General features: G+C 67.2%; 16 protein-coding genes. 10 read left to right on the top strand and 6 right to left on the bottom strand.

Features of this window, described 5'->3' with window-relative positions:
* The first annotated feature begins 114 nt into the window (after positions 1 to 114).
* From NGK62_RS15900 to NGK62_RS15855, 10 genes are all read left to right on the top strand, one after another.
* On the top strand, positions 115 to 732 hold the full coding sequence (locus tag NGK62_RS15900) for a nitroreductase family protein (RefSeq protein WP_187523952.1): 618 nt from the start codon (positions 115 to 117) through the stop codon (positions 730 to 732).
* A 20-nt stretch (positions 733 to 752) separates the two neighbouring features.
* Positions 753 to 1,631 (top strand): EamA family transporter, encoded by an 879-nt coding sequence (locus NGK62_RS15895; protein ID WP_502802967.1) that lies wholly within the window; start codon positions 753 to 755, stop codon positions 1,629 to 1,631.
* 87 nt (positions 1,632 to 1,718) lie between these two features.
* Complete coding sequence (locus tag NGK62_RS15890) at positions 1,719 to 2,414, top strand: alpha/beta hydrolase (RefSeq protein ID WP_251879150.1); 696 nt, start codon at positions 1,719 to 1,721, stop codon at positions 2,412 to 2,414.
* A 300-nt stretch (positions 2,415 to 2,714) separates the two neighbouring features.
* Positions 2,715 to 4,151 carry a cytochrome ubiquinol oxidase subunit I gene (locus NGK62_RS15885; RefSeq protein WP_054452023.1) on the top strand — a complete coding sequence of 479 codons (1,437 nt, stop codon included), beginning with the start codon at positions 2,715 to 2,717 and terminating at the stop codon, positions 4,149 to 4,151.
* 4 nt (positions 4,152 to 4,155) lie between these two features.
* Positions 4,156 to 5,163 carry a cytochrome d ubiquinol oxidase subunit II gene (gene cydB, locus NGK62_RS15880; protein ID WP_251879148.1) on the top strand — a complete coding sequence of 336 codons (1,008 nt, stop codon included), beginning with the start codon at positions 4,156 to 4,158 and terminating at the stop codon, positions 5,161 to 5,163.
* On the top strand, positions 5,163 to 5,306 hold the full coding sequence (locus NGK62_RS15875) for a DUF2474 domain-containing protein (protein WP_118931402.1): 144 nt from the start codon (positions 5,163 to 5,165) through the stop codon (positions 5,304 to 5,306). The genes cydB and NGK62_RS15875 overlap by 1 nt, the downstream gene beginning before the upstream one ends.
* A 27-nt stretch (positions 5,307 to 5,333) precedes the next feature.
* Positions 5,334 to 6,743, top strand: a complete 1,410-nt coding sequence (locus NGK62_RS15870) for an aminotransferase-like domain-containing protein (RefSeq protein ID WP_251879145.1) — start codon at positions 5,334 to 5,336, stop codon at positions 6,741 to 6,743.
* Positions 6,744 to 6,820: 77 nt separating this feature from the next.
* Positions 6,821 to 7,333, top strand: coding sequence for a sigma-70 family RNA polymerase sigma factor (locus tag NGK62_RS15865; RefSeq protein ID WP_059371279.1), 513 nt, complete (start codon positions 6,821 to 6,823; stop codon positions 7,331 to 7,333).
* Positions 7,330 to 8,307, top strand: coding sequence for a DUF4880 domain-containing protein (locus NGK62_RS15860; protein ID WP_251879143.1), 978 nt, complete (start codon positions 7,330 to 7,332; stop codon positions 8,305 to 8,307). The genes NGK62_RS15865 and NGK62_RS15860 overlap by 4 nt, the downstream gene beginning before the upstream one ends.
* Before the next feature lie 104 nt (positions 8,308 to 8,411).
* Positions 8,412 to 10,856 carry a TonB-dependent siderophore receptor gene (locus tag NGK62_RS15855; RefSeq protein ID WP_251879141.1) on the top strand — a complete coding sequence of 815 codons (2,445 nt, stop codon included), beginning with the start codon at positions 8,412 to 8,414 and terminating at the stop codon, positions 10,854 to 10,856.
* Here the strand turns inward: NGK62_RS15855 and NGK62_RS15850 are convergent.
* The 6 genes from NGK62_RS15850 to NGK62_RS15825 all read right to left on the bottom strand — a co-directional run bounded on the left by NGK62_RS15850 (position 10,853) and on the right by NGK62_RS15825 (position 17,849).
* Positions 10,853 to 11,830, bottom strand: coding sequence for a Bug family tripartite tricarboxylate transporter substrate binding protein (locus tag NGK62_RS15850; RefSeq protein ID WP_118931439.1), 978 nt, complete (start codon positions 11,828 to 11,830; stop codon positions 10,853 to 10,855). The two genes, NGK62_RS15855 and NGK62_RS15850, sit on opposite strands and share 4 nt — an antisense overlap.
* Before the next feature lie 73 nt (positions 11,831 to 11,903).
* Positions 11,904 to 13,133 (bottom strand): tricarballylate utilization 4Fe-4S protein TcuB, encoded by a 1,230-nt coding sequence (gene tcuB, locus NGK62_RS15845; RefSeq protein WP_251879138.1) that lies wholly within the window; start codon positions 13,131 to 13,133, stop codon positions 11,904 to 11,906.
* Complete coding sequence (gene tcuA, locus NGK62_RS15840) at positions 13,120 to 14,535, bottom strand: FAD-dependent tricarballylate dehydrogenase TcuA (protein ID WP_118931406.1); 1,416 nt, start codon at positions 14,533 to 14,535, stop codon at positions 13,120 to 13,122. The genes tcuB and tcuA overlap by 14 nt, the downstream gene beginning before the upstream one ends.
* A gap of 77 nt (positions 14,536 to 14,612) precedes the next feature.
* Positions 14,613 to 15,539 (bottom strand): LysR family transcriptional regulator, encoded by a 927-nt coding sequence (locus NGK62_RS15835; RefSeq protein ID WP_059371274.1) that lies wholly within the window; start codon positions 15,537 to 15,539, stop codon positions 14,613 to 14,615.
* 62 nt (positions 15,540 to 15,601) lie between these two features.
* Complete coding sequence (locus tag NGK62_RS15830; protein ID WP_251879136.1) at positions 15,602 to 16,510, bottom strand: c-type cytochrome; 909 nt, start codon at positions 16,508 to 16,510, stop codon at positions 15,602 to 15,604.
* Positions 16,503 to 17,849, bottom strand: coding sequence for a c-type cytochrome (locus NGK62_RS15825; protein WP_251879134.1), 1,347 nt, complete (start codon positions 17,847 to 17,849; stop codon positions 16,503 to 16,505). Before NGK62_RS15825 ends, NGK62_RS15830 begins: the two co-directional genes overlap by 8 nt.
* Positions 17,850 to 17,962: the final 113 nt, after the last annotated feature.

The raw sequence follows: 17,962 nt of genomic DNA, 5'->3' as shown, positions 1-17,962 counted from the left end.
TATTGCCATTGAATCGGATATTATCGCCAAACAAGGATTCAATTAGCCTGTGGACATGGAGACGGCGCGCATGTGGCGAGCCGGCAATCTCAGCAAATCCCAAGGATGGCAGCCATGAACCACGCCCTGACCGACGCAATCGCGCAACGCATTTCCGCCAACTTCTTCGACCCCGCCCGCGGCGTGGACGACGACAACATCCATACCCTGATTGCCTGGGCCACGCGCGCCCCCACCGCCTTCAATCTGCAGAACTGGCGCTTCATCGCCGTGCGCAGCCAGGAGGGCAAGCGCCGGCTGCGCGAACTGGCGTGGAACCAGCCCAAGGTGAGCGAATCGGCGGTGACGTTCATCGTGCTGGGCGTGCTGCCCCAGGCCGCCTGGATGGCGGACCGCCTGCAACCGTCGGTGGACGCGGGCTTCATGCCGGCGGCCATGGTGCCGTCCTGGGAAGCCGCGGCCAGCCGCCTCTACGCCGACTCGCCGCAGACCCGGCGCGACGAGGCCGTGCGCAGCGCCACCTTCGGCGCCTCCACCCTGATGCTGGCGGGACAGGCCCAAGGCCTGGCCGCCAGCCCGATGACCGGCTTTGACGCCGCCGGCGTGGCCCGGGCCTTCGGCTTGCGCCAGGAGGAGGTGCCGGTCATGCTGGTCGCCATGGGCTACGCGCAGGAAGGCAATTGGCCGCAGAAGCCGCGCCGCCCCGTCCGCGACGTGCTCGAACTTGCCTGAACCCTTGCCGGAGCATGACCATGAACCGCGGTTCCGATCTGCTGCTGACTGCCCTGGCGCCCGCCATCTGGGGCAGCACCTATGTCGTCACCACCCTGATGCTGCCGCAGGACTACCCGCTGACGGTCGCCATGCTGCGCGCGCTGCCGGCCGGCTTCCTGCTGCTGATGATCGTGCGCCAGCTGCCGCAAGGCATCTGGTGGCTGCGCGCCTTCATCCTGGGCGCGCTGAACTTCTCCGTCTTCTGGGCCCTGCTGTTCGTGGCGGCCTACCGCCTGCCTGGCGGCGTGGCCGCCACGCTGGGCGCGATCCAGCCGCTGGTGGTGATCCTGCTGGCGCGCAGCCTGCTGGGCACGCCCGTGCGCGGCCTGTCGGTGCTGGCGGCGCTGGGCGGCCTGGGCGGGGTGGCGCTGCTGGTGCTGACGCCCAAGGCCGCGCTGGACCCGGTGGGCATTGCGGCCGGGCTGATCAGCGCCGCCTCGATGGCGTTGGGCACGGTGCTCAGCCGCCGCTGGCAGCCGCCGGTGTCCGCGCTCACCTTCACGTCCTGGCAACTGACGGCGGGCGGCATCCTGCTGGCGCCGCTGGCGTTCGCCGCCGAACCCGCCCTGCCGCCGCTCACCGCGCTGAACGTGGCCGGCATCGCCTACCTGGGCTTGATCGGCGCGGCGCTGACCTATGTGCTTTGGTTCCGGGGCGTGGCGCGGCTGGAACCCGCCGTGGTGTCGTCGCTGGGTTTTCTCAGCCCCATTACCGCCGTGCTGCTGGGCTGGGGCATCCTGGGGCAGCAACTGAGCGCCGCGCAGATCGCCGGCATGATGATCGTGGTCGCCAGCGTGTGGCTGAGCCAGCGCGCCCAGCGCCCGGCCGCCATCGCGCCCGCCCCGCGTCCGCTGTAACCGCGCCGGAAACGCTGCAAAAAAAAGTGGCGGCGGCGGCTGGGCCGGCGCATGATCGTTGCTCCATTCCGAGGAAGGAGCCGCATCATGAGCAGCAAACCCAGCATCATTCTTGTGCACGGTTTCTGGGGCGGCGCCGCCCACTGGAGCCGCGTCATCCTGGAACTGGCGCGCAAGGGCTATCAAGACCTGCACGCCGTCGACATGCCGCTGGCCTCCCTGGCCGGCGACGCCGAACGCACGCGCAAGATGATTGCGCAGCAGAAAGGCCGCGTGCTGCTGGTGGGCCATTCGTACGGCGGCGCGGTCATCACCGAAGCCGGCAACCAGCCCAACGTGGCCGGCCTGGTGTACATCGCCGCCTTCGCCCCGGACGCGGGAGAAAGCCCCGGCGGCATCACGCAGGAAATGCTGCCCGCGGCCGCGCCCAACCTGGCGCCCGACAGCGACGGCTATCTCTGGCTGCGCGCCGACAAGTTCCATGAGAGCTTCTGCCAGGACCTGTCCGCCGACGAGGGCCTGGTCATGGCCGTCACGCAAAAGGCGCCCCTGGCCAGCGCCTTCGGCGAAACGGTGTCCGTCCCCGCATGGCGCAGCAAGCCGTCCTGGTACCAAATATCCAGCCAGGACCGGATGATCGCCCCCGAAAACCAGACGCGCATGGCCGCGCGCCTGAACACTCGCAAGACCATCACGCTGGACGCCAGCCATGCCTCGCTCGCGTCGCGCGCCGGCGAAGTGGCCGGCCTGATCGACGAAGCGGCGCGCGCCTGCGCGTCCTAGGCGCCGGCCTGGCGGGCTGCGTACTCGGAACGAGCGTATCAGGGGACGCACCCGCCTTTTCTGTGCTGCTTTTTTTGTAACTTCACGGTCTTCGCATGACTTGCAGCACAGTTATTTTCCCTATGAAAAGCGGGTTTTTTTCCTGCAAGCCACCCAAACTGATCCGCTTTTTTCTTCACTCTCTGAATCTGTACTGATTCAGGCTGCGGCTCTAACTTCACGGTGTAGGTCAAACACCCGTCAGCGCACGCCGTCTTGTGGCGGTTGAGGCGCGCTGGCGAAGAAGTCAGGAATACCGCCATGGATAGCGACGCGCTATTGCTTGCCCGAATACAGTTCGGCTTCACCATCTCGTTTCACATCATCTTCCCCGCCATCACCATCGGCCTGGCCAGCTACCTCGCCGTGCTGGAAGGCCTGTGGCTGCGCACGCGCAATACCGTCTACCGCGACCTCTACCATTTCTGGACCAAGATCTTCGCCGTCAACTTCGGCATGGGCGTGGTGTCCGGCCTGGTGATGGCGTATCAGTTCGGCACCAACTGGAGCTTCTTCTCCGATTTCGCCGGCAGCGTCACCGGGCCCCTGCTGGCCTACGAAGTGCTGACCGCCTTCTTCCTGGAAGCCGGCTTCCTGGGCGTGATGCTGTTCGGCTGGTCGCGCGTGGGGCCGGGCCTGCACTTTTTCTCGACCGTGATGGTCGCGCTGGGCACGCTGGTGTCGGCCACCTGGATCCTGGCGTCCAACAGCTGGATGCAGACACCCGCCGGCTACGAAATCCTGGACGGCCGCGTGGTGCCCACGGACTGGCTGGCCGTGATCTTCAATCCGTCCTTCCCCTACCGCCTGGCGCACATGGGCATCGCCGCCTTCCTGGCGACCGCGCTGATGGTGGGCGCCTCCGGCGCCTGGCACATGCTGCGCGGCGATCGCAGCCCCGCCGTGAAGAAGATGTTCGCGATGGCGATGGGCATGCTGCTGCTGGTGGCCCCGCTGCAAGCCGTGGTGGGCGACTTCCACGGCCTGAACACGCTCAAGCACCAGCCCGCCAAGATCGCGGCCATCGAAGGCCATTGGGAAAACGAGCCCGGCGCGGGCGTGCCGCTGACGCTGTTCGGCATCCCCGACATGGAGCGCGAGGAAACGCGCTACGCGGTCAATATCCCGCGCCTGGGCAGCCTGATCCTCACGCACAGCTGGGACGGCCAGTTCCCCGGCCTGAAGTCCTATCCGCCCGAAGACCGGCCCAACGCCACGGCCGTGTTCTGGTCGTTCCGCGTAATGGCGGGCCTGGGCATGCTGATGATCGCGCTGGCCCTCTGGGCGGCCTGGTCGCGCTGGCGCGGCCGGCTGTACGAATCGCGCTGGCTGCACCGCTTCGCGTTGTGGATGGGACCGTCCGGGCTGATCGCCATCCTGGCCGGCTGGTACGTGACGGAAATCGGCCGCCAGCCCTGGGTGGTGTATGGCGTCATGCGCACCGCCGACGCCGCCACCCCGCACGGCCTGGGCGAACTGACGCTGACGCTGGCGCTGTTCGTGGTGGTGTACCTGCTGGTGTTCGGCGCCGGCGTCTCGTACATGCTGCGCCTGATCCGCATGGGCCCCAGCCCCGCCCCCGGCCACGCGCCGCTGTCGGGCGGCCCGGGCGAACCGCGCCAACCGTCGCGGCCGCTGTCGGCCGCCTCCACCCTGGCGGGCATCGAGCCCGCGCAACGCAAGCATTCGGGAGTCTGAGGCCATGGGCATCGACCTTGCACTGGTATGGGCCGTCATCATCCTGTTCGGCGTGATGATGTACGTGATCATGGATGGCTTCGATCTGGGCATCGGCATCCTCTTTCCGCTGATCTCCGACCGCGAGGAACGCGACGTCATGGTCAACACCGTGGCGCCCGTGTGGGACGGCAACGAAACCTGGCTGGTGCTGGGCGGCGCGGGCCTGATGGCGGCGTTCCCGCTGGCCTATTCGGTGATCCTGAGCGCGCTGCACCTGCCGCTGGTGTTCATGCTGCTGGGCCTGATCTTCCGCGGCGTGGCATTCGAATTCCGCTTCAAGGCGGACGAGCATCACCGCCCGCTGTGGGACCGCGCCTTCGTGCTCGGCTCCGTGTGCGCCACGTTCTTCCAGGGCGTGACGCTGGGCGCCTACATCGAAGGCATCCCGGTGGTGGACCGCGCTTACCAGGGCGGCCCCTGGGACTGGATCAGCCCCTTCTCGCTCTTCACCGGCGCGGGACTGGTCGTGGCCTACGCGCTGCTGGGCTGCACCTGGCTCATCATGAAGACCGAGGGCCGCCTGCACCGCCACATGTGCGACATCGCCCGTCCGCTCACGCTGCTGCTGCTGGCCGTGATCGCGGCGCTCAGCGTCTGGACGCCCTTGGCGCAACCGCAGATCGCGCAGCGCTGGTTCAGCCTGCCCAATATGTTCTGGTTCCTGCCGGTGCCGCTGCTGGTCGCCGTGGCCGGCTTCGATCTCATCCGCCGCGTCAAGGGCATGCCCAATGCCGGCCCCTTCGTGCTGTCGCTGGCGCTGCTGTTCCTGGGCTACAGCGGCCTGGGCATCAGCATCTGGCCCGCCATCATCCCGCCTGACGTATCCATCTGGACCGCGTCCGCGCCGCCACAAAGCCTGGGCTTCGCGCTGGTGGGAGCGCTGGCGATCATTCCGATTATTCTCATGTACACCGCCTGGTCGTACTACGTGTTCCGGGGCAAGGTGCGTCTCGGCGAGGAGTTCCACTGATGAACGGCTCCCAACCCTCCCTGCCCACGTGGCGCAGCCGGCTGCTCTGGCTGGCGATGATCTGGGCATGCAGTGTCGCGGCCCTGGGCGTGGCGGCCTACGCGCTGCGCCTGGTGATGAGATCCATCGGCATGTCGACCTGAAACGACCCACGCAAACGGACCCGCCCCATGAAGCGCTATGAACGGCTGACAGAAGAAATCACCGCCTCGATCCGATCGGGCCTGCTGCAGGCGGGCGACCGCCTGCCCTCGGTACGGCAGACCAGCGCCAGCCGCGGGGTCAGCCCGTCGACGGTGTTCAAGGCCTATTACCTGCTGGAAGCGCGCGGCCTGATCCGCGCGCGCGACCGCTCCGGCTACTACGTGCTGCGCGCGCCGCACGCCACGCTGCCGGAGCTGGACGGCCTGTCCAGCGCCAGCGCAGGACGCCATCCAGTGGACGTCAGCGACAACGTGCTGCAGGTGCTTAACGCCACCCTGCGCCGCGACATGCTGCCCTTCGGCTCGGCCTTTCCCAACCCCTCGCTGCTGCCCTACGGACGCCTGGCGAAGTTCATGGCAGCCACGGTGCAGCGCCTGGATCCCTGGGGCTCGATCGACGACCTCAGTCCGGGCGATGCCGCCCTGCGCCGCGCCATCGCCCTGCGCTACCTGGCCGATGGCATGTCGGTGCCGGTGGACGACATCATCATCACCAACGGCGCGCTGGACGCGCTGAACCTCAGCCTGGCGGCAGTCACCGAGCCCGGCGACGCGGTCATCGTGGAATCTCCCACCTTCTACGCCGCGCTGCAATCGCTGGAACGCAATCACCTGCACGCCATCGAAGTGGCCACGCATCCGCGCGAAGGCATAGACCTGCAGGCGCTGGAGCAGGCCATCCTGCGCCACCGCCCCAAAGCCTGCTGGCTCATGACCACGTTCCAGAACCCGCTGGGCAGCCTCATGCCCGACGACAAAAAGGAAGCGCTGGTGCGGCTGCTGGCCAGCCACGACGTGGCGCTGATCGAAGACGATGTCTACGGCGAGCTGTATTTCGGCGAACAACGCCCGCGGCCGGCCAAGGCCTACGACCGCGACGGCATCGTCATGCACTGCTCTTCGTTCTCCAAGACCCTGGCGCCGGGCTACCGGGTGGGCTGGGTGGCCGCCGGCCGCTACACGCGCCGCATCATGCGCAACAAGCTCACCACCAGCCTGGCGACCGCCGCGCCGACCCAGGCGGCCATCGCCGCCTATCTGGAAAAAGGCGGCTTCGACCGCCACCTGCGGCAATTCCGCCAGGCGCTGGCCCAGCAGCAAGGAGAACTGCTGCAAGCCATCGCCCGCTACTTCCCCAAGGGCACGCGCGCCACGCGGCCGCTGGGCGGCTACTTTGTGTGGGTGGAGCTGCCCGCGCACATCGACACGCTCAAGGTCCATCGCGCCGCGCTGGGACACGGCATCAGCATCGCGCCGGGCCCGCTGTTCTCGGCATCCGGCGGCTTCGGCAATTTTCTGCGTCTGAACGCCGGGCATCCCTGGAATCCGGAGATGGAGCAAGGCATGGCGACGCTGGGCAAGCTGCTGGCGGGCTAGTCCCGTTGTCCTGGGCGGCGATTCACGTTATAAATGAGTGTTATTCTTATTAACATCCATTTACCGCCTCGCCATCCATGGACTCCCTCGCGTACCAGAACGTCCACCGGCTTTACGCGGAACATCATGATTGGCTGCTAGGCTGGTTGAACCGGCGCGTCAACAACCGCGCAGACGCCGCCGACCTCACGCAAGACACATTCTTCCGCGTCCTCGTCTCACCCAACGCCGTCGTCCCTTCCGAACCGCGCGCCTACCTGCTGACCCTGGCCCGCCGGCTCACCATCGACCTATGGCGCACGCGCGATGTCGAAGCCCGCTACCTGCAGGCGCTGTCGCAGGAGCCGGAGCCGGTCATGGCATCCCCCGAGACGCTGCTGATGCTGAAGCAGGCGGTCATGGAGATCGATCGCCTGCTGGACGGCCTTCCCGTGCCGGTCAAGCATGCCTTCCTGCTGAACCGGCTGGACGGAATGACGCACCCAGCCATTGCCCAGGCCTTGGGCCTGTCGCTGGCGACGGTGGAGCGTCATGTAAAGCGCGCCTTTCTGCACTGCATCGCCTCGCGCCGCGCAGCCGATCTGGCATGAGCGGTGTCTCCGCGCCCCGCGCCGCCCGCGACGCGCTGATGGAACGCGCCGTTGACTGGATCGTGCTGCTGACATCCGGCAAGGCCACGGACCACGACCGCCAGCGCTTCGAGCGCTGGCTCGCCAGCCATCCGGAAAACGCGCGCGCCTGGGCCGAGGTGGACGGCATCATGCGCCAGCCCCTGGCCCAGTTGCGAGGAGCGGCAGAAGCGGCGCCCGGCCCCGCCCGCGCCGCGCGGGCCGCCCTGCTGCAAAGCAGCGGGTTGGACAGACGCCGCGTGCTGAAGCTGGCGATGGTGTTCTCCGGCGTGTCTGCCGGCGCCTTGATGGCCGACCGCTACATTCCGCTTGCCGGACTGTCCGCCACCTATTCCACCCGCACCGGCGAACGGCAGACCTACGCGCTGGAAGACGGTTCCACGCTGACGCTGAACGCGCGTTCGGCCGTCGATGTCCGCTATGACGACTTGCGACGCACCGTCGTGCTGCGCCAGGGCGGACTCTATGCCGAGGCCCGCTCCGACATACGGCCCTTCGTGGTCCAAACCCGGTACGGCGCCGTGACCGGCGGCCAATCGCATCTGGCTGTGAACCAGTTCGATTCCTACGCCGTCGCCAGCGCCCTTGAGAACATGCTTACGCTGCAGCCCGACCATGGCGCCGCCCTGACGCTGCCGCAAGCCGGCACGGCGGCCTTCGACCACAATCGCGCGTGGCAACGGGACGGCGCCGCGCAGGCCAGCTGGCGCAGCGGCATCCTCAGTGTGCGCGACGCCCGCCTGGCAGAAGTGATAGAGCAGTTGCGCGCCTATCAGCCCGGCGTGATCCGCCTGTCGCCGCAAGCCGCCGAGCTGCGCGTATTCGGCGTATTCCCGCTGGACGCCCCGCGCCAGACCCTGCTGGCCCTGAGCGAAACCCTGCCGATACAGGTCCGTCGCTACGGTCCATGGCTGACGCTGGTGGACGCCGCATAACAAAAACAATCGCGTGGCCCGCGCGGCGATGAGGGGATTGAGGTCCGGTATCCGTCATTACCTGTGACGCAACCGAAATCTCCTTTTGCCGGACATCTTGAATCATGAATTTCCCCTTGAGCCGCAGCGCAGCGCTAGTCGCCGTCGCCCTCAGCGCTTGCGCGCTGCCGCAGTCCGCCATTGCGCAGGACGCCGCCCCCGCGCATCAGGCCGCACAGTCCTACGACCTGCCAGCCGCGCCCCTGGCGGACACGCTGAGCCGGATTTCGCTGCATAGCGGCCGCACCATCTCGGCGAACGCCGAACTTGTCGCAGGCAAGCAAGCCGCGCCGGTGCGCGGCTCGCTGAGCGCCGAAGCCGCGGCCCGGCAGGCCTTGGCGGGCACGGGCCTGGAACTCGTCGTCACCCCTGCGGGGGTGCTGAGCGTGCGTCTGCAGCCTCCAGCTGGCGCCGTGGCCTCCCTGGAACCGGTCATGGTCACGGCCAGCAGCCTCATCCCGCCCAGCGAAGGCACGGGTTCCTATACCGTACCCGAATCCAACTCCGCCACGCGCATGCGCTTGTCATTGCGCGAAACGCCGCAGTCCGTCACGGTCATCACGCGCCAACAGATGGAAGACCAGGGCATTGTCACCGTTGCCGGCGCGCTGGAGCAAGCGCCAGGCGTCGTCGTCAGCCGCAGCAACTCCGAAGGCTACGCTTTCTATTCCCGCGGCTTCCAGCTGCAGAATTTCCAGTTCGACGGCCTGCCCAGCCTGTCCAGCGACGGCGGTAACGTGCGGGACAACTACAGCATCAGCAGCTCGGTCATCTACGACCGCGTCGAGATCCTCAAGGGCGCCACGGGCCTGGTCAATGGCGCCGGCTATCCTTCGGGCGTCATCAACCTGATCCGCAAGCGGCCCACCCGCGAATTCCAGGGCAGCGTCACCGCCGGCGCCGGGTCCTGGGATCAGTACCGGGGCGAACTGGACCTGGGCGGCTCGCTGGCCGAGAACGGCAGGATCCGCGGCCGGATGATCGCCGCGGTGAACGACAGCGCCAGCTTCATCGAGTACACGAAAACCCGCGAGGACGTGCTCTACGGCATAGTCGAAGCCGACATCACGCCGCGCACCACGGCAACGCTGGGTATCGAATATCAAAAAAACAAGAACGACGCCTCATCCAACATCCACCTGCCCGCGTTCTACTCGGACGGCCGGCAGGCGAGCTTCTCGCGTTCGACCAATCCCGCCGACAAGTGGACTTGGCGCAATCACGAGACCACCCGCTACTTCGCCGACGTCACGCATACCTTCGACAACGACTGGCAACTGAAGCTGGCCGCGGGGCATCGGAATTATTCCTCCAGCGAGCTTATCGCCGGGATGGGCAGTTCATTCATCGACGCGAAGACGCACAGCATCAGCCACAGCCTGGGCCAGGCCAGCCTGTTCGATACGGATTCGCGCGAGAACAGCGTGGACGTGCAGGCCTCCGGCACGTACTCGCTGCTGGGCCGCCGCCATGACCTGGTGTTCGGCTACAACGCCGCGCGCACGCACTCAACGTCGCGACGCGACGACGGCCTGAGCGACACGATCATCAAAGACGCCTTCAACTGGAACAACAACAGCTTCAAGCCCACGGTCTACAAACGTCTGCTCGACCACGATATCGAGGTATCGCAAAAGATCCTCTACGGCGCCACCGTCCTACACCCCACCGACCGATTCGCGCTGATCCTGGGCGGACGGCTGACCGACTACCGCTGGGAACAGAATTCCGTCTTCAGCAGCGGCTTTCGCGGCAACTATGGCACCGATGTGAAGAACAAGTTCATTCCGTATGCCGGCGTCACATTCGATGTGGACGCTTACCACACCGTCTATGCCAGCTACACCGACGTGTTCAAGCCGCAGGCCTTCAACTTCGACGCATCCAATCGCCAGCTGGATCCCATGACGGGCAAGAGCGTGGAAGTGGGAGCCAAGGGCGAATACCTGGACGGCCGCCTGAACGCCAGCGTCGCGTTGTTCCAGCTCAAGCAGGACAACGTCGCCGAACTGGATCCCAGCGGCGCCATGACGCCCACTGGCGGCACCGCCTATATCGCCGTACCCGGCGTAACTACCCGGGGCATCGAACTGGAGGTATCCGGCGAGTTGCTGCCCGGCTGGCAACTGCATGCCGGCTACACCTATAGCCGGTCGCGCGACCGTGCAGGCGAACGCGTCAGCACAACCCAGCCCGAGCAGTTGTTCAAGCTTGCCACCACTTATCGCCTGCCGGGAGACTGGCACCGCCTGACGGTGGGCGGCAACATGCTCTGGCAGGGAAGCACCTATTTCTCGCAGACCGTCAATGGCGCCAACCGCCGCTTCACGCAGGACAGCTACGGCGTTTTCGGCTTGATGGCGGCCTATGACTTCAACAAGGACCTGCGCGTGACGGTGAACCTGAACAACGTGCTGGACAAGACCTACTACTCCGGCATCGGCAACTACAACTCCGTCTACTACGGCGCGCCGCGCAACGTGTTGGCGCAGCTGCGCTACAAGTTCTAGTTGGCCGTGGCGCCCGAATCCTTGACCGCCTTGGCCCAGGCCGCGATCTCGCTCTGGATGAAGGCGCCGAACGCCGCCGTGTTCAGGCTGGAGGCCTGCGCGCCCTCTTCCATCAGGCGTTGCTTGACGGCCGGAGCGGCCAGCGCACCGCTCAGCGCCTGGTTCAGCGTGGCGACCACCGCGTCCGGCGTGCCGGCCGGCGCAACGATGCCGTGCCAGGACACGGCCTGAAAGCCGGGCAGGCCCGATTCCGCCATGGTGGGAATATCCGGCATGGCGGGCGAACGCTGCGGCGAGGTGACCGCCAGCGCGCGCAGCGTGCCGGCCTTCACGTGCGGCAGCACGCCGGGAATGGTGGTGAACATGAAGTCGATCTGCCCGCCGATCAGGTCTGTGATGGCGGGGCTGCCGCCCTTGTAGGGGATGTGCGTGAACTGGAGCTTGGCGGCGCTCTTGAACATCTCGCCGGCCAGATGGCCGGGGGTGCCCGCGCCGGCCGAGCCCATGTTGATCTTGTCGCCCTGCGACCGGATGTAGGACACCAGCTCCTGCACATTGGCGGCTTGCACCTGCTTGCCCACCACCAGTACGTTGGGCACCGTGGCCAGCAGCGTCACGGGCGTGAAGTCCTTCACCGCGTCATAGGAAATCCGCGAATACAAGGACGGATTGATGCCGTGCGTGCTGGCGGTGGCCAAAAGCAGCGTGTAGCCGTCCGGCGCGGACGTGGCCACCTGCTTGGCGGCGATGGTGCCGTTGGCGCCGCCCTTGTTGTCGATGACGATAGTCTGGCCCAAGGTCTTGGCGGCCTCGGCCGCAACGGTGCGTGCCAGGATGTCCGAAGTGCCGCCCGCGGAATGCGGCACCACCAACGTGATCGGCTTCGAGGGGAAAGACTGGGCGTGCGCCGCCGGCAAGGCCGGCAGCAGACAGGCGGCCAGCGCGGCGCGCGCCAGCAAGGAAGTGCGGAACATTGAAGTCTCCTGGATGTTGTCGGTCGCGGCGCCGTCGACGGGCGCCGTCATGGCCGCGCGGCTGCGCGGTGCTTCAATCCGAGCCCAGCTGCAGCTTGTTGGGCTGGCGTTTCTCGATGGCCCATTTCAGCAGCGCGGCCGAACGGTAGATGCCGTGAGCGAACTTGCCGTAAGGCAGCGTCAGGAACAGCGCCATCACCACGCCCAGGTGGATGGCCAGCAGCAGCGCCATCGCGCCGCCGTCGCGGCCGGCCAGCAAGGCCAGGCCCGTTGCGCTGGTCAGGAACAGCAGCGCGATGAAGCCGCGGTCCATGGGCTTTTGCGCCGCGTCGCCCTGCTGCGGATGGCGCTTGAGGTTCAGCCACAGCAAGCCCGCCGGTCCGATCAGCAGGCCGATGCCACCCGCCGTGCCCAGCAGCACCGGCGCGCTCCAGAACGGATACGGCGCCTGCAGGCCCAACGCATAGTGGTACAGCGTGGCCACACTGGTGGCGGCAAAACACAGCATGAAGCCGTAGAAGGTGAAGTGATGGAAGCGCCGGCGCCACAAGGTGAAGGCGTCGTCCGCGTTGTTGCAGCCCTTGCCATGTCCGCCATCCAGATAGCGCAGCCGCAGCGCGTCATGCGCAGCCTCCGCCACCGCAGCGCCTGTGGCCGCTCCCGGGCTGACATTGCGCCAGAAGCGCGTCACGCCCACGCCCAGCGCCAGCATCGCGAAGCCGAACACCACGCCAAACATCAGCGCCAGCGTGTTGTGCGGGAACACCGCGTAGAAGTTGCCGGCCATGGGCTCATGGAACAGGCCGCCCGCCATCAGCACGGCCAGCGTCAGAAACAGCGCCAGGCCCGCAGCGGCAGCCAGCGACACGGTCAGGCCATTGCGCTTATACAGGGCGCCCAGCGCCGCGGGCCAGGCGTAATCGGTGTACGTCTGCATCCGGACGCGGGCCATGGCCTGCGGCGCGTTCACCGCGAACTCGTGCGGCGGCGCGTACTGGCAGGCGTGCAGACAGGCGCCGCAGTTGTGGCACAGGTTGGCCAGGTAGTTCAGGTCGGCCTTGCCGAATTCCAGGCGGCGGGTCATGGCGGGAAACACCGCGCAGAATCCTTCGCAATAGCGGCAGGCGTTGCAGATCTGCATGACGCGGGCGACTTCGGTTTCATCGCCCGTCAGCAGATCCGTCTGGAGTTCGGCCTGTTTGGCATGCCAGCGCACGGGCTGCTCTGCCATGACGGATGCTGCCTCGCCGTGCTGCGTGGAAAAGGACTGGGCCTCGCGGGCCAGGGCTTCAAGCTGCTTCATGTCGTGCTTCCGCGTTGTGCCGGGCGCGCGCGGCTGCCGCGGCCCGGGTGCCGGCGATGCGGCCGAAGGCCGTGCCGATGGACATGCCCACCCCGGCCGTATAGCCTTTGCCCAGCACGTTGCCGGCCATCATTTCGCCCGCGACGAACAGGTTGTCGCTAGGCACGTCGTTGAACCGGACCGCGGCGGTGTCGTCCACCTTCAGGCCCAGGTAGGTAAAGGTGATGCCGGGCCGCAAGGCATAGCCATAGAACGGCGCCGTGTCGATGGGCCTCGCCCAGTGCGTCTTGGCCGGCGCCAGGCCCTCGGTATGGCAGTCGTCCAGCGCCGTATGGTCGAACTTGCCGACACGGCAGGCCGCGTTGTAGTCGCTCAGGGTTTGCTCGAAGACCACCGGATCCAGGCCCAGCTTCACGGCCAGTTCGGGCAAGGTGTCGGCCTGCACACCGGGAAACACCGGCGGCATGAAGCGGCCCACGGCCTTGGCGTCGATGATGGAATAGGCGATCTGGCCCGGCTGCATGGCCGTCAGGCGGCCCCAAATGGCATAGCGCTTGGGCCAGAAGTCCTCGCCCTCGTCGTAGAAGCGCCGCGCCTCGCGGTTGACCACCACGCCCAGGGACACGCAATCGATGCGCGTGCAGATGCCGCCGTCGTACAGCGGCGCGCGCGCGTCGATGGCCACGCAATGCGACTGCGACGGATCGCCGATGCTGTCCGCGCCGGCGTCCAGCATGAACTTCAGCAGCACACCCATGTTGTAGCGCGTGCCGCGGATCAGGAAATTGTCGGCCGGCCATTCGCCGCGCTCGTTCTGGCCCCAGGCCTCGCGCAGCCACTCGCGGTTGGACTCGAAGCCGCCGGCCGCCAGCACACAGGCGCGCGCCTCGATGCGCTCATCGCCGATGCGCGCCGCCACGAAACGCCCGCCATCCAGCTCCAGCGAGTCGACCGGCGCGTCGTAGCGGATCCGTACGCCCAGCGCCTCGGCGCTGCGGTAGTAGGCGTTGACCAGGGCCTTGCCGCCGCCCATGAAGAACGCGTTGGTGCGCGCCACGTGCAGCGCGCCCGACAGCGGCGGCTGGAAGTTCACGCCATGGCGGCGCATCCAGTCGCGACAGGTGGAGGACTCGCGGATGACCAGCCGCGCCAGATGCTCGTTGGTCAGCCCGCCCGTCACCTTGAGCAGGTCCTGCCAGTATTCTTCCTCGGGATAGGCCTCGACCAGCACGTCCTGCGGCGCATCGTGCATGCAGCGCAGATTGCGCGTGTGCTGCGAATTGCCGCCGCGCCATTCGCGCGGCGCCGCTTCCAGCAGCAGCACGCTGGCGCCGGCCTCGCGCGCCATCAGGGCCGCGCACAGCGCCGCGTTACCCCCTCCCACCACCAAGACGTCGACCATGCCATCGTTCCTCTTCCAAGGAACGAACTGTAGCGAGCGCGAGCGCCCGCCGATATCAGCCAGCCGTCAACAGGTCTTCATGAATCGTGAAGGGCCACCACCGGCCATTTGCCCTCGCGCGCCAGCCTGCGCGACACATCGGCCAGCACCAGGCGCGCGGCCAGCGCCGCGGGCGACAGCTCGTCCTCGGACAGGCTGGCCAAAAGATTGGGGCGGTACAGGTGCGCGTCGTCGATGCGCGCCATGTGCAGTTGGCCCGGCGCGATCCGCGCCATGGCGGAACTGGGCTGGATGGTGGCCACGTGCCCCAGCTGCACCACGTCCATCAGCACCGGCAGACCGTCCACTTCCACCGCCACCAGCGGCGTGCGGCCCGACTGCTGATACGCGTTGTTGACCAGCGCCCGCAGCCCGTGGCGTCCGCTGGGCAGCACCAGCGGCAAATGCGCGATGGCCTCGATCCGCGTGCTCTCGCCCGCAGGCAAACCCGCCATGTCCGGCCGCGCCAGCAGGAACAGCGGCTCGTCCAGCAAGGGCGTCACGCGCAAGCGGCGCGCGGATTCGGCCTGGAACACGATGGCCAGGTCCAGCATGCGGCCATTGAGCATGTCGCTCAGATGGCCCGACAGCGCCTCGACCAGATGCAGGCGGATGTCGGGATAGCGCTCGTTCATGGCCTGCACGAAGGGCGCGCCGAGGATGGCGGCGGTGGTGGAAGGCAGGCCCACGCTGACGTGGCCCGCCAGCCTGGCCTGCTGCGCCGCGTGCACGGCATCGTCGGCGTGGCGCAGCGCCAGTTGCGCCTGGCGGAAGAACGCCAGGCCCGCATCGGTGGGCTCCACGCCGCTGGCGCTGCGCCGCAGCAGCCGCGTCGACAGCTCGCCCTCCAGCCGGCTGATCTGCTGGCTGAGCGCCGACGTCACCATGCCGATGGACTGGGCGGCGCGGCCGATGCTGCCCGCCTCCACGACGCGGACGAAGTAACGCAGTTGGCGCAGTTCCATGGGCGGCCCCGGCTTTCCGTAAGGGATGACAGGGCCGATTGTAGAGGCTGGGCCGCAACGCTTCAGTAGCGCGCGTCCTTCGGCTTCTTGCCCTGCGGCCAGTCCTTGTCCTTGCCGGCGAAGTCGGGGCGCGGCATGTGCGTGAAGTACTCGGCCACGTCCACCGCATCCTGGTCGGACAGCACGCCGCCCTCGCCCCAGCTGCCATGCGTATTCACGCCCATCGGCATGCTGTTGCGGATGAAGGCAGCCGCCTTGTAGGTGCGCGCCAGGCCCGCGCCGATGTTGAAGGACTCTTCGCCCCACAGGGGCGGGAACGCAATGTCGCCGGAACGGTCGCGCTTGCCTTCGCCGTTGGCGCCGTGGCAGGACGCGCATTGGGCCGCGTACAGGCTCTTGCCGCGCACCGGGTCGGGCACCAGCTTGGTATCTATCGGCCAGGCGTTCTCGATCTGCACCTTTGCGCCGTGCGGCACATCCTGGGCCAGCCACTTCATGTAGGCGATCATGGCCTTCATCTCGGCCGAGTCCTTTTCCAGCGGCTTGCCGTTCATCGAACGCATGAAGCAGCCGTTGATGCGGTCCTCCAGCGTCACCACCCGGTTGGCGCGCGGATTGAACTGCGGGAACGAATTGACCGTGTTGATGTAAGGCGCGCCCAGGGGCTTCTTGCCGCCCTGCACATGGCAGCTGTTGCAGTTCAGGCTGGCGCCCGTGTTCTGCGGCAACAGCCGACGCGTCTCGGTCAGCAGGCGCTTGCCGTAGTTGATCTGCTCGGCGTTGGGCTGCGCGGCGATCTGGGTGTCCGGTGGAATGGTGTAATCCGGCAGCCGCTTGCCATCCTTGTCCAGCACCGGGAAGGTGCTGCGCGCACCTTGCGCGGCGACTTCGGGTTCGGCCGTGGCGACCGTCCAGCCGCCCACGGCGACCGCTGCCGCCAACAGGGCGGCGATCCTGATGTGCTTACTCATGCTTGCCTCCGCCGATGTTCGGCTTCTTGCTGGCCAGGAATTCGCGGATATGCGCGACATCCTTCTCGCCGATCGCGGGCGCCTGGTTGGTCCAACCGGTGCGGATGAAATTGATCACGTCCGTGATATCGCGGTCGCTCAGATGCTTGAAGCCCGGCATCGCGAACGTCATGGCGTCCATGTCGTTGGACGGCATTCTGCCGCCCTCCAGCGTGATCTGGATGATGGATTGCGGGTTCTGCGCGAACACCGCCGAATTGCCGGCCAGCGCCGGGAAGATGCGCGGCATGCCCTGCCCGTCGGCGCGATGGCACACGACGCATTGCTCCATGTAGATGACCGCGCCGCGCGAGTCGTAGCGGCCGTCGCGCAGGGACGCGGTGGTGCCGTCGGCCTTGGGCGGGAAGGCGGCGAGCTTGCCGCCGGCCGCGGGCAATTGCTTCAGGTAGGCCGCGATGCTGGCGAGGTCGCCATCAGTGAAATGGCGGGTGCTGTGCTCGACCACGTCGGCCATCGCGCCGAATGCCGCCACCTTGTCGGTGCGGCCGGTCTTCAGGAACAGCTCGATGTCCTGCGCGCTCCAGGATTGCAGGCCCTGGGCCTCGCCGCGCAGGCTCTTGGCGCGCCAGCCGTCGATCACGGCGCCCGACAGGAAGGCGTCGCCGTCCGCCAGGGACAGCGCCTGCTCCTGGTAGGCCAGGCCGCGCGGCGTGTGGCAGGCGCCGCAATGGCCGGGGCCTTCGACCAGATAGGCGCCGCGCACCAGCCTTTCATCGGCGCCGGCCGGGGCCGCGAACTCGCGCTTGCCCGCGAACAGCAGTTGCCACCAGGCCATGGGCCAACGCATGTTCAGCGGCCACGGAATCGTGGAATCCGCGCTGGATTGGTTGACCGGTTCGACCTGCGACATGAAGTAGGCGTAGAGCGCCTGGACGTCCGCGTCCGGCATGATGGCGTACGAGGGATACGGCATGGCCGGATACAGGGGCGTGCCGTCCTTGCGGATGCCGTGCTGCACCGCGTTCTTGAAATCCGCGTAGCTATAGCCGCCGATGCCCGTCTGCTTGTCGGGCGTGATGTTCGACGAATAGATGGTGCCCACCGGCGTCTGCATCGCCAGGCCGCCCGCGAAGGGCTTGCCATTGGGCACGCTGTGACAGGCCACGCAATCGCCCGTGCGCGCAATGTAGGCGCCGGCTTCGGCCAGCCGCCTGTCGTTGATGTCGACGGACGCCGCCACGTCGGCCTTGCGATTTGCCGTCAGCAGCTGCGCGCCGCCGATGGCCAGGCCCGCAGCCGCCAGCAGACCCACCGCGACCTTGATCCCGATCCTCTTCATTACTGCCCTCCGTTGCACGCTGGGCAGCATGCACGTCGGGGTGTTCGTACGGCCTGTCCAGCTTATGGAGGAAGCTTACGCCTTTCAGTAATAAGTTAATGACCGAAAAGCAT

Source organism: Achromobacter sp. Marseille-Q4954 (assembly GCF_943737025.1).
Taxonomy (GTDB): domain Bacteria; phylum Pseudomonadota; class Gammaproteobacteria; order Burkholderiales; family Burkholderiaceae_B; genus Achromobacter; species Achromobacter bronchisepticus_A.
The sequence above is the reverse complement of the archived record's forward strand: the minus strand, read 5'-3'. Positions and strand labels throughout refer to the sequence as shown.